This window comes from Streptococcus sp. HMSC064H09 (assembly GCF_001812625.1).
Classification (GTDB): Bacteria; Bacillota; Bacilli; order Lactobacillales; family Streptococcaceae; genus Streptococcus.
In genome coordinates this window covers 1-11,705 of record NZ_KV809550.1, presented here as the reverse complement: position 1 = coordinate 11,705, position 11,705 = coordinate 1, and the positions used below count along the sequence as shown (strand labels likewise).

General features: G+C 37.6%; 9 protein-coding genes and 3 pseudogenes. 3 read left to right on the top strand and 9 right to left on the bottom strand.

Features of this window, described 5'->3' with window-relative positions; genetic code table 11:
* Positions 1 to 108: 108 nt before the first annotated feature.
* From HMPREF2867_RS00060 to HMPREF2867_RS00035, 6 genes and pseudogenes are all read right to left on the bottom strand, one after another.
* Positions 109 to 1,341: a DUF4767 domain-containing protein gene (locus tag HMPREF2867_RS00060; RefSeq protein WP_256263044.1), complete on the bottom strand. Its 1,233-nt coding sequence runs from the start codon at positions 1,339 to 1,341 to the stop codon at positions 109 to 111.
* 134 nt (positions 1,342 to 1,475) lie between these two features.
* Positions 1,476 to 1,748: a hypothetical protein gene (locus HMPREF2867_RS00055; RefSeq protein ID WP_002885916.1), complete on the bottom strand. Its 273-nt coding sequence runs from the start codon at positions 1,746 to 1,748 to the stop codon at positions 1,476 to 1,478.
* Positions 1,749 to 1,871: 123 nt separating this feature from the next.
* Positions 1,872 to 2,507 (bottom strand): copper homeostasis protein CutC, encoded by a 636-nt coding sequence (locus tag HMPREF2867_RS00050; RefSeq protein ID WP_060972037.1) that lies wholly within the window; start codon positions 2,505 to 2,507, stop codon positions 1,872 to 1,874.
* 40 nt (positions 2,508 to 2,547) lie between these two features.
* On the bottom strand, positions 2,548 to 2,955 hold the full coding sequence (locus tag HMPREF2867_RS11475) for a CPBP family intramembrane glutamic endopeptidase (RefSeq protein ID WP_256263043.1): 408 nt from the start codon (positions 2,953 to 2,955) through the stop codon (positions 2,548 to 2,550).
* A 480-nt stretch (positions 2,956 to 3,435) separates the two neighbouring features.
* Positions 3,436 to 4,008: pseudogene (locus HMPREF2867_RS00040) on the bottom strand (HD domain-containing protein).
* A 99-nt stretch (positions 4,009 to 4,107) separates the two neighbouring features.
* Positions 4,108 to 4,677: a TetR/AcrR family transcriptional regulator gene (locus HMPREF2867_RS00035; protein ID WP_021144459.1), complete on the bottom strand. Its 570-nt coding sequence runs from the start codon at positions 4,675 to 4,677 to the stop codon at positions 4,108 to 4,110.
* Positions 4,678 to 4,803: 126 nt separating this feature from the next.
* On the opposite strand from HMPREF2867_RS00035, the gene HMPREF2867_RS00030 reads away from it, so the two are divergent.
* Together HMPREF2867_RS00030 and HMPREF2867_RS00025 are read left to right on the top strand one after the other, a co-directional pair.
* Positions 4,804 to 5,646 carry a DegV family protein gene (locus HMPREF2867_RS00030; protein ID WP_070574838.1) on the top strand — a complete coding sequence of 281 codons (843 nt, stop codon included), beginning with the start codon at positions 4,804 to 4,806 and terminating at the stop codon, positions 5,644 to 5,646.
* Between the two features lie 220 nt (positions 5,647 to 5,866).
* Positions 5,867 to 7,040 (top strand): annotated as a pseudogene (locus HMPREF2867_RS00025) (MFS transporter).
* Between the two features lie 143 nt (positions 7,041 to 7,183).
* Here HMPREF2867_RS00025 and HMPREF2867_RS00020 read toward each other — a convergent pair.
* The 3 genes from HMPREF2867_RS00020 to HMPREF2867_RS00010 form a co-directional block, all read right to left on the bottom strand.
* Entirely contained in the window at positions 7,184 to 7,921 is a 738-nt protein-coding gene (locus tag HMPREF2867_RS00020; protein ID WP_070574835.1) for a DUF4336 domain-containing protein, read from the bottom strand.
* Positions 7,922 to 7,953: 32 nt separating this feature from the next.
* Positions 7,954 to 8,730 (bottom strand): alpha/beta fold hydrolase, encoded by a 777-nt coding sequence (locus HMPREF2867_RS00015; RefSeq protein ID WP_070574832.1) that lies wholly within the window; start codon positions 8,728 to 8,730, stop codon positions 7,954 to 7,956.
* Positions 8,731 to 8,962: 232 nt separating this feature from the next.
* The gene (locus HMPREF2867_RS00010; protein ID WP_070574829.1) at positions 8,963 to 10,951 is read right to left on the bottom strand and encodes a retron Ec67 family RNA-directed DNA polymerase/endonuclease; all 1,989 of its coding nucleotides are present in this window, start codon (positions 10,949 to 10,951) and stop codon (positions 8,963 to 8,965) included.
* Positions 10,952 to 11,297: 346 nt separating this feature from the next.
* Here HMPREF2867_RS00010 and HMPREF2867_RS00005 point away from each other — a divergent pair.
* Positions 11,298 to 11,705, top strand: a pseudogene (locus HMPREF2867_RS00005) (transposase); the annotation flags it as partial.

The window sequence follows — 11,705 nt, the reverse complement described above, 5'->3', positions numbered from 1 at the left end:
ACCAGATTTTGCTGACTACTCATTCTCAAGATACTTATCCACAAGAAAAAGCCTTGTTGACAAGGCTTTAGATTGAAGATATTGGCTTTTTCCTAACCTCTCAAACCATCACTTGTCATTCACAATATTGGCAAAGGCTTCTTGGATGTCCTTATTATTGGTAGGGTACATATAATACATGTTTTCAGGATTCCCCTGATTTTGCATGGAAACTAGGACCACTGGTTGACCTTTATGGATGGTGAAATGATAGAGAATCATGGCGGAACCTGAATACCCGTAGCTGTCTACAATGATATAGTCGGCTGTCCCTGTACCATCGTCAGAAAAGGCAACGTCTACCTTTTGTTGGTTGGTCATTGGGGCATTTTGTTCAGTCTTTTCACCTACAATAATGCGGTTATTTTTAGCAAAAGACATGGCACCAAAGAAATCGTCACTTCCGTTAGGTGTTAGCCTTCTATAACTTTCTTGATTCATCTTGTGCCCAAACTCCACCATGTAACTTGCGAGCTTGGCAGCCTTGTCACTATTCCAAAGGGCTGTCGTATTGGTTGGGCTAGTCTGGCTGGACTGGCTCTTGCTTTTCACTCTGTAATAAGACGTGTAAACCACCCCTGGCCCAGCAGACTCTGGAATTTGAACCAAACGATCTGTGTCTTTGACAGAATTGTCCGGAGACGGTGCTGCTTGATTGGCTGGCACAGGCACAAAAGGATTGACCCCATGCCCTGGACCATTGTCCGCAAAATAAAACATAGGCTGACCATTGAAATCTTTAATGACAGTCTTGCCATCAGTACTTCCTGTCTCTTCAGACTTTGTGAGCCCTGACTTGGTAATGGTCACAACATGACCACCGTCAGAAACCCAGTCACCTTCGATGCTTGAAAAATCACCATTTCGAATAGCATCCACATCCATGGCAGGCGTTTTGACTTCTGATGAGGCATTCTGACTTTGAGAACTAGAGTTTGAAGACGACTCAGAAGCTCTGGAACTCGATTGTTTAGACTTGTCTGAGGAAGACGTTTGACCAGTCTGACTGCTTGACGAAGAGACCGCAAGGGATGACATTTGTTGAGCTTGTGAATGAAGGGAATGCCAAGCAAAAATGGCACCACCACCAAGAAGCGTCATACAAGAAACTGCAAGAACTGACGCTGCGACCTTATGAGTCACAATAGACTGACTTAAGGTTTGCCAAATGCTTTTCTTAGATGCTAACAATAAGCGCTCTACTTCTGCTCGATTGGTCAAGAGACTGCCATTTTTTATCGCCTCGTCAACCTCTGTCATCTTTGGGTGACGTCCATAAATCTTTATAAAATAGGTTACCATTCTTCTGCTTTCATCTCATCTCCTTTTTGAAGCGTAATACTTTTATTTTAGCATAAATTGGGGATTCTGGTTGACCAGTTAAAAAAGAAAAAGACTGCAAGCAAGTAGCTGCAGTCGATGTATAACCATGGTCCTTATTTCTGAGTATTACCAAGTTTTTTAAAGTAAGTATAGCCCAGATAGAAAAAGAAAAGCGCTAAAAGAATAAAGAAACCCATGACGAGTTTGATCCCACCTAATTGATAGGCAATGTAAACAAAAGTATTAACCTTAAGCTGACCACCCGTTTTTTCCAATAGTGAAAGGCTCTGTGAGTAATAGTGACCAAGCCAAATAGCTCCTAAACCTAATAACGGATAAATAATGACACCCAAGACAGGGTTCTTTTTTAACAAATTATCTAACATACATCCCCCAATTTTTTAAATGTTATAGTAATAGCTTATCAAAGAATGGCTAGAAAGGCAAAGTGACTTTTCATGGTACAAAAATTAAAAGGAACCAAGCCAAGAAGCTGGTTCCTTTGAAATCTAAAAGACGGCACGTGTACCATGAACTTGCTCAAGACCAGGTATGGCAAGAAATTGGTCACGATTAGCCACGGAGATACCACCACCGGCTAAAATCTCCAACTGACCTTCTGCTAGCCTAACCAATTCTGCATAACGTTTCAAGCGTGATTCTAAATCAGTCTCGGGAGTCCCAGCACGGGTGAGAAGACGCGTCACACCGTGGTCCTTAAGCCATTGGATAGCACTAGGTTGATCTGCTTTAGGGATCTGATCAAAGGCCATATGCATGGTAACTTCTAAGCCTCGACTGGCATCTAGTAAGGTCTTAAGAGCTTCTGTATCGAGTTGATTTTCTGAAGTCAAAGCACCAAGTGCAAAGCCGTCAACACCCAAGTCACGCGCACATTTGATATCTTCCAGCATGATAGCTAATTCCTGCTGGCTATAGACAAAGTCGCCTCCTCGTGGACGGATCATTACAATCACTTTAGCCTGATAATCCTTGGCCAGCTCAACGGCTGCCTTTATGACACCATAAGAAGGCGTCGTGCCTCCAACAGCCAGATTATCACACAACTCTACGCGTTGAGCACCAGCTTTAAAGGCTTTTTCTAAGAGAGTGACATTTTCTGCACAAAATTCATAAATTGGCATACTGAACCTTCTATTAGTTGTAGTGGCAAGGGATTGACTATCAGTTTTTCTTGTTAGTTTTCTGATAACCCCATAACACTATAGCAAACGACAACAACTGCCATAGCAATATTCTCACAATCTGCAAACTATCCACTTCAGAATTAGAAACCACATGGACAAGATTTGAAGCAAGATTGTTGAAAAGATGATCTCCAAGTCCTAGCCACAAGGAACCTGTCATTTTGTAAAGTAAAGACCATTTGATACTCATCATTCCTGCTAGGATAACATAGCCAATCCCCATGGCAATAAGATTTAATAGTGATGATTCTCCTTGAAGATAATCTCTTAAAGGCATTACCAAGTGCCATATTCCAAATAGGAAGGCTATAAAGAATAGACTCTTGCGGTAAGAAAGCCCTTCAAGAATTTTTGTGAAAAGGCCACGAAAAACTCCTTCTTCCATCCATACGTTTATCAGGTTAAACAACACACTTGAGAGAATAAGTAAGATTCCTGCTTGAGATACTTTTTCGTTTGTTAAGGAAAAACCACTGGCCTGGCGTAAAACGATAAGTGAACATTGCCATGAAGAAACAAGAGAACAATGCACTCAACTGTATATGCAAAGACGGAACACACTAAGCCAAAGAGTAGCCCCTTCCCTATACCACTCACTATTCCGTCAGAACTGAAACCAATATCTTTCCATCTTAATTTACAAATTGAAAGGACTCCCCACAGTAGAAGAATTCCAAAAAGCTTATGTAGAAAATTCTCAGATAAGAAGGTCTCATCCGTCCTCATATAGAAGTATTCGATTAGCCTTGCTACTGAGCAGATAACAAATATCATTGAACAACTTAAAATAGGTTTCTTTATTAGTTGATTTAGCATATCTTCCTTTCAAATAAGTCTTTTATAAAAGTTAATTTCAATATTTCACTCAGTCCAATTCCTTCTCTAGTTCTTTTAGAAAGGTGATTAAAAATTGATGGCGACTTTCTGCCATTTGTTTGGCAGTCTCCGTGTTCATTTCATCTTATAAGAGGAGCAACTTATCGTGGAAATGTTGGACGGTATCAGTAAGGGGTCTCCCTTTGTGGCCACCATAGGAAAAAGTTCGCGCAATTCCTACAGCTCCTATCGCATCCAGGCGGTCTGCATCCTGGACAATCTTGCCTTCTAACGATTCTGGATGTTTACCGCGATTTTTGCTGAAAGAAACAGCATTGATAACCCGACAAATCTGGTCGATTTGCTTTTTAGGAGCACCAATCTCTTCTAGAAACATGCGAGCATTCGCATTATTCTCTGTTTGAAACAATTTATAATCATCAGCATCGTGAAGAAGAGCTGACAAGCCCACTATCTCCAGATCACATAGACCTTCTGCTTGTGCGATTTTCATAGCATTGGTATAGACGCGAAGGGTATGCGCCACATCATGGCCATCCGCTCGATCAGCAAATAAGGTTTTAACATACTGCTTAGCAGCAAGAATTCGTTCTTCGATCATCGTTCTTGTCCTTTGTATAATCTGTGCACAGTTCTATCTATTCATTTGAACTAGTAATGGAAAGGTGCAGTTTACTTAAAAACCACCTCTCAGTGGCTACTACTTCTTCTTTTGTGGAAAAAGCGGGAGACCAAGTTTGGCAATCTTTTCAGCTGGGGTCTTCATGCCATCCTTGACCCATTTGGAAATCACTGAGACAATAGCTGAGCTCCAAAAGGAATTGAGGTAACTACCGGCACCATTTGATGAGCTACCATTTCGTTTTTCCAAAAAATCATAAACGGCCTTGGTCAATACCTGCTCAAAATTATAATCAATGGCAAGACTGATGATTTTGGCTTCTTTTTTGACTTCCTTAAGGAGATAAACCCAGACTTGGTAAAGATCCGTCTTGAGATTATAGCCGTCCAAGGACTTAGTAATCTTTGCAATGCTAGACTCAAAAATAGATTTCAAAATCTCTTCCTTAGAACCATAATTGCGATAAAAGGCAGCACGAGATACACCCGCACGCTCAACCAGTTCCGATATGGTAATCTTTTTAAAGTCTTTTTTCTCCAACAATTGCAGGAGAGAAATTTCAATGGATTCTCGTGTAATTGCTTTGTTTTCTTGGTTAAATCGTTTGAGATTTTCCAAGGATTTCTCTGAGATTTTTCTTTCTGCCATAACATTCACTTTCTATCTGTCACACCTGATGAGATCTACTATGATAGCAATGCACTTCATGATAAAATTGTAAAAGAAGACAAAACACTTGTCAATGTACATTATGCAGATATGAGGTATAAACCTATGAAATGGAAAATTATTGCGGATTCAGGCTGTGACTACCGTTCTTTGGACAATCTGGCACCAGATACGGAGTTTGTCAGTGTTCCTTTGACTATCCAAGTGGGCGAGACCATTTACAGGGATGATGCCCAACTCAATATTGATCAAATGATGGAGGAAATGTATGCGACTACGACTGCTTCTAAGTCTGCCTGTCCGAGTCCTGATGATTATATGAAATCCTTTGAAGGAGCGAACAATATCGTCGTCGTGACGATTACTGGAACCCTTTCTGGTAGCTACAATAGTGCTGAAATCGCTAAGAAAATTTATCTGGAAGAGCATCCTGATACTAAGATTCACGTGATTGATAGCCTGTCAGCTGGTGGCGAGGTCGACCTTATCGTTCGTAAACTCAATCACTTAGTCGCTGAAGGCCTTGATTTTGACCAAGTCGTTGATGGCATCACAGCTTATCAAGCCAAGACTAAGTTGCTCTTTGTTTTAGCCAAAGTTGATAATTTGGTGAAGAATGGTCGTCTAAGTAAACTGGTTGGCACCGTTGTTGGACTCCTCAATATCCGTATGGTCGGTGAAGCTAGTAAGACTGGTACCCTAGAGTTGCTTCAAAAAGCTCGTGGCCAAAAGAAAGCTATCAAAGCTGCCTTTGATGAACTCCTCAAGGCTGGTTATGCTGGAGGCCACATTACGATTGCCCACCGCAACAATGAAAAATTTATCGAGCAATTCTCTGAATTGGTTCGTGAAAAATTTGCCCAAGCAAGCATCGAAGTCCTTCCTACTTCTGGACTCTGTAGCTTTTATGCTGAAGAAGGCGGACTCCTTATGGGGTATGAAATTTAAGACGAGATTGAAAAGAGGCTGGACTACATGTTCGGTCTTTTAAAAATCAGATTATGCTATTTGATAATCAGCAGAATAGGATTATAAAACTAAAAATTCTTTCTTGACAATCCAACGTAATCGCTTTCATCACCCCCTTCATTTATGGTAAGATGGTAGTGACGCATTAATGTCATATTCTTAAAAATTAAAATACCCTTATTAAACATGGAGATAGTTTATGAAACAGAAACATTCACATTTTCTAATCCCTGGAATCCTTCTTCTAGGGATCGTTTTGCGGGCCCCGTTCACAACCTTGTCTACGGTCTTATCAGACATTGCTTCTGGTCTAGGCGTTGAGGTCAGTTCTCTCGGTCTCTTGACAAGTCTCCCTCTCTTGACCTTTGCGATATTCTCACCTTTTGCGGCTAGCTGGGCCAAACGCTTTGGTATAGAAAGACTCTTCCTCGGTGTTTTAATTGTGATGACACTTGGTTCTGCTTTGCGTACCCTTAATCTCCCTCTTCTTTATGTGGGAACGCTTTTAGTCGGAGCTGGAATTGCCTTTATCAACGTCCTTCTCCCAAGCCTAATTCAGGCTAATGAGCCAAATCAGTTAGGATTCTTAACCACACTTTACATTACAGCCATGGGGCTTGTCCACAGCCGTGGCTTCATCAGTAGCCGTTCCAATCACTAAGGCAACCTCATGGCAAGGTTTGGTCTGGGTATTGACAGCAGTCTGTGCCTTGGCTCTTGTGGTTTGGCTCCCCAATGTCCGTCACAATCATTATTTAGAACAAGATACTTCTACTAACGAAAATTCAGGCAGTTGGTATAAGAGCGGCAAAGTTTGGGCCATCATGATTTTCGGTGGATTACAGTCACTCTTCTTCTACACCACTATCACTTGGCTTCCAACCATGGCCACTCAAGCCGGTGTCGGCGAGGCCAATGCCGGAATTCTAGCTTCCGTTTTCACACTGACGAGTATTCCATTCTCTATGATCATTCCTAGCCTAATCACTAAACTTTCTGATCGTAACCGCCATTTGATGCTAGTGGCTACCGTCCTAGCAGGACTCATCGGAGTTGCCATGCTTCTAGTCAATACAGACAGCTTTGTGTATTGGTTGGTACTTAACCTCTTAATCGGAAGTTCTGCTAGTGTCCTATTCCCTTACATGATGGTTTCCTTTTCAATGAAGGCTAGCACGCCTGAAAAAACAGCCCAACTATCAGGTTTAGCCCAAACCGGAGGCTATATCTTTGCGGCCCTTGGTCCAGTTTTGTTCGGTTCAAGCAAACAACTCTTTAACTCTTGGACCCCTGCTGTTTTAATTCTTCTTGTCTTGACCCTAATCATGGGAATAGCCCTTTACAAAGTTGAAAAAACAGACGTTATTTTGTAAGAGAAAAACTAATAAAAGAAAATGCCCCACAAGTTGTGACTTGTGGGGTGTTATTTTGCGTGCGGCGAATGAATGCAACTTTTAAATACAAAGGTCGAAGTATTCGTATTTGTCTTTCGAGAAGTTTTCTTAACCACATAACCCTATTTTTCTAACCAGAAGAACGATTGCTTTAACATCTCTTTTGCTTGTCCAATCATACACGGTCCATGAGAAATAATAATATTCTTAGGTTCCCATTTCTTTATTTTGTGATAACTCCTCAAAGCTTGTTTTTTGCCAAATAAGAAACTTATTCTTAAATCTCTTGGTGTTTTACCATTTGGATAGTGATTATCGCCTATTTTAAACAGTAGCTTTTCAAAAATCGATAATTTCTCAGTTTCTATGTTTTCAATAAGATCCGTTAAAATCAAAGTTGAACTTTCAGTATGAAAAAAAACAACCTCTTTCACGTAAAAACTTCCCTCAAATGTCGTAAAACAAATTTCTTCGTTCCAATTGGCTTTCTCTAGTTCATAACCATAATCTAAATTCATTCCCGATTTTCTGGCACGCTTTTGAACACCATTAGCTAGCCAGATTTTTGCTTCAGGAAATAGTTGATTCCATTCATCTATATAACTATAATGTAAGACATTGGGTGCAATAAGGTGTTTTACCTCACCCAATTGCTTAATTTCAAAAAGCAAATTGTCACTAGGCTTAATCGGTGAATGCACCCAAATACCACCATTCTTCAAACGGATAACCGTCATTCTAGTTGAAAAAGGCACTTTGAAGAGTTTGAAATTCATCAGTACTTCTTCCCCATCTACAATCCAGAGGTTATCTGCTATCTTTTTTAAGGAATTGAGAGGACTATATTTTTTGACTTCCATGAAACTCTGCTTTCTAAATTAATAAAGTATAATCAATCGTTATTCTCCAAAAATGGAACAACCAAGTCAATCCACTCTTGAGGTAGGTAGGCTGATAAATAGCCGTGATTATAGCCCTTTGCTTCATACAAGATAGTGTTGGGATGCATCTGCTGAAATAATCTAGCTGATTCCTTAACACATTTCAATTCTTTTTCACCATAAATATAGAGAACCTGCGCCTTACTTTTAGAAATCCTACTATTCAATTTGTAGTGCCCCATATAAGTTTTATAGATGATCACTAATGTCTTGATAGGTGCCCTTTGCATATCCTCCATATAATAATTTTTTATCTCGTCTGGGTAAGCTAATTGGGGATAGAATTTATTCATTAAGCTTAACTGAAATTTACAAGAGGATTTACTAAACATCAGTTTACCAAATAAAGATACCAACAAGATGCTAAATCTCGCCAACCTTGGCTGAGGAATACAGATACTTCCATCTATGATGGCTTTCTCAGCTATATCGCTATCTAAGGACAAAAGTTCCATGGCAATTTGACCACCAAGAGAAACTCCACCTAAAGCAAATAATTTCCCACCACAGTTTTGTCGAACATAATCTAGAATTTCCTGTGCCGAATCTTCCGTTGATATATAATCCTCTTGATACTCTTCTCCGTGTCCATTAAGTGTAGGTAAAATGACATGGTAATTATGAGACAGGAGACGAGCTTGTCTAAGATAACTCCACCAGGAACCACCCCCACCATGTATCAATAAAATGGGAGGCAAATTTTTATCACCAAATTCATGAAATTTCATATCTAAGAACCTCCAAAATGTCTCATATATTTACGATTATTCTATTCTTGAAAGCTTATAGCGATTCTTATTTCTTAAATTAAATAACAGATAGTAAAAAAGCAGCAACTAATCCATTTTTAGGATTTGAATATAAAAGCATATTAATTAGATATAAAAAATAAATGACGTGCACAACTGTAAGCTATTGAACTCTACTTGAGTGTTTATACATAATTATTGACAGTATCCTCTATTTCTGTTGATAATCTAGAATATTATCTCTTATCCCATCTAGCAAAGGGATAAACCCTGTAAAATCAAATTTCATATAATTCTTCAGAACATACTTTGAAAGAATATCTTTTCCATAGTAATTTTGACCCCCTTTTTTACGAAATTTCTTCCCTTTTAAAATAGGGACCGTATTTTGAGATGACGAAAATAATAAATCTTCAATATCAGATGAGTTACCGTTATTCATGTGAGGCATTAAAGGTGTCGCCATTATATACAAACTATCTTTCTTTGTAATCTTATAAAAAGATGTACCTCTAACTTGACCAAGATTATTGCTACTAACATTTAAATCTGTAGCATGATTAAAAAATTTAAAAAGAGGATTACCCGAAGGCTCATTATCAAATAAAAAAATAGTAGGATTTTTAGGTTTCCTTGTTGTTAAATTAGAAAAATACTCTATATAATTAGGATACAGTTCCTTGTAGATATCTTTTCCATCATTTTTTGTAGGAAATTTTTGATTAAAAAAATTTGCGGGTATTTGATTAGAAAAATAATTATACCAATACTTGAAACCTTCTCCACCTTCTGGGATATTAAACAGGTATTCCACAGTATTACTGCGATTTAGAAATTCAATTTTAAATATAAAATCATCACCATCTTTTTCAATAAGTTCTGGATAATTCTTATATAGTTTTTTTAAGGCTGCTTTAATATATAGAGGATCTGTCTTCCCTTCTGTAACAATCATAGGTCTATCATTCCCAAAAAAATATCTATAAAATAAAAATTTTTTATATTCTTTTTCTTTAGAATTAAATAAGCACATATAAACTTCTTTTTCATTTTCTGGGATACTGTAGAACTCTTTAGGTAAATTATTATATGTATTATGTTTTTTATTATAGAATAATTCTTTACGTAGGTCTTTATTGTAAAAGATATACTTCCAATAGTATTTTGATTCAGATTTTTTTGATGAATTTCTTCCTAATAAATATTTTTGCGAATCTAGATTATTTTGTATCAGAGATTTTTTATAAAGTAAGTAGTTGTTGTATTGATCTATTTGAAAAATAAAAGCAAATCGTCCCGTTAGTTGACTGAGCGTACCTGGTTTTTTATCTATTTCGAAAGCTCCATCTTTGTATAATTGAAATGCCATTGCACGAGTATTTTTTATGTACTCTCTTTTTACATTTATTTTCTTATTGACAACTAGTCCAGTAACTTCTTGACGTTTCATGTTATTACTCAATCGTGTCTTTTTAGAATTGATTTCAAAACCAGAAGAGTTAATCACTTCCTCTAATTCTGTTAGAAATTTTTCTAACTCTTTAGTTGCTCTCAATTTATTAGAGTTTAATTCACGATTTGTAGAAAAAGTCATATCATCAGCGTATCTAGAATATGTAAAACGATATTTTTTAGCAATTTTGACAATCCGATAATCCAAAATTCTAGTAATTAAATTTGTGATGATAGGAGAAGACGGTGCTCCTTGTGGTAGCTTACCTTGATAACATGCAATTTGTGCAATTACAGTAGCAATTTCTGGTGAAACAGCAAAATCTCGATCTTTTATAAAGAAGCCTCTTACTCGCCCAAAATTAAAAGAATCAAAAAAGTTCTTCAAATCAATATTAAGAATATATTTCTTGTTTCGATGCATTTGGGAATTGGTAATAATACTTTTCCCCTTTTCGAATGCATGGGATAGTACTGGAATTTTAAAGTTTTTGTCCTTATATTTAGATTCCAAGCTTTCGAGGTAGCACTCCCATAAAATATCAGCTAATTTTTTCTGAAGAAATTTTAACTCTTTTTTAGGAGCATGTATAACTCTTTCTCCACCATTCTTTTTAGGAATAGTGAAGGTGGTATATAAACTATCAGTTTGTATATTATACAATAAATAGTTAATGTATCTGGCATTTTTAAAACCAAGAAGCTTTGCTAAGTCATCCTTGGTTTCTAATTTATTTAATTTAGTCATTATCTTTTCCTTAAAAAAAAGCGCATGAAAACTCTTATGCGAACGACAGTATAGAAATCTTCCTTCAACTGAGATAAAACATACTGCAACTTTTTCCAGAAGAGATCTATTTGCCTTAGTTTTGGGATTACTGGAGTGAGCTGAACACTCTAGTAACATTTTTGTAAATACTTGCGAACACACAAGTCAAAAATCTAATCATACGCCTTCATATTATATCATAATATGAGCTGATAAACCATTTTTATTTTAAGAGAAATTGTAAAATATAGTGCAACAAAAAACTCATAGCCTTTCATTGGTGTAAACTGTAAGTAACCACACAAACAGAAGCCTAGGAAAAACTATGAGCTACTCCCATCTTACCATAACCGACCGAATAAAGATAGAAGCCTACTTAGAATTAGGTTTGAAACCTTGCCAAATTGCAAGCAAACTTGGCGTCCATAAGTCTACCATTTCAAGAGAGTTAAGACGATGCCAAAATGGTTATTCCGCAGCCTTAGCACAGGAACAGTACAACCACACGGCTAAGCAAAAAGGTCGGAAGTCTTGTTTGACACCAGAGTTGAAAAAGGAAATTGAGGATGGTTTAAAATCCTCCTGGTCGCCTGAACAGATTTGTGGCTGCTATCAGCTTAAACAAAAACCAATGGTAGCTTTTAAACTATCTATAACTGGCTCTATGCTGGTTTGATTGATCTGGATTTAAGCGTCCTTCGTCGTAAAGGAAAGACTCGACAACCCAAAGAAA

What these genes read in the sequence shown, in the direction of transcription:
- HMPREF2867_RS00030 (WP_070574838.1), top strand. Translation starts at nt 4,804, where the DNA reads ATGAAATGGAAAATTATTGCGGATTCAGGCTGTGACTACCGTTCTTTG.
- HMPREF2867_RS00015 (WP_070574832.1), bottom strand. Translation starts at nt 8,730, where the DNA reads ATGAAATTTCATGAATTTGGTGATAAAAATTTGCCTCCCATTTTATTG.
- HMPREF2867_RS11475 (WP_256263043.1), bottom strand. Translation starts at nt 2,955, where the DNA reads ATGGAAGAAGGAGTTTTTCGTGGCCTTTTCACAAAAATTCTTGAAGGG.
- HMPREF2867_RS00060 (WP_256263044.1), bottom strand. Translation starts at nt 1,341, where the DNA reads ATGGTAACCTATTTTATAAAGATTTATGGACGTCACCCAAAGATGACA.
- HMPREF2867_RS00010 (WP_070574829.1), bottom strand. Translation starts at nt 10,951, where the DNA reads ATGACTAAATTAAATAAATTAGAAACCAAGGATGACTTAGCAAAGCTT.
- HMPREF2867_RS00055 (WP_002885916.1), bottom strand. Translation starts at nt 1,748, where the DNA reads ATGTTAGATAATTTGTTAAAAAAGAACCCTGTCTTGGGTGTCATTATT.
- HMPREF2867_RS00020 (WP_070574835.1), bottom strand. Translation starts at nt 7,921, where the DNA reads ATGGAAGTCAAAAAATATAGTCCTCTCAATTCCTTAAAAAAGATAGCA.
- HMPREF2867_RS00050 (WP_060972037.1), bottom strand. Translation starts at nt 2,507, where the DNA reads ATGCCAATTTATGAATTTTGTGCAGAAAATGTCACTCTCTTAGAAAAA.
- HMPREF2867_RS00035 (WP_021144459.1), bottom strand. Translation starts at nt 4,677, where the DNA reads ATGGCAGAAAGAAAAATCTCAGAGAAATCCTTGGAAAATCTCAAACGA.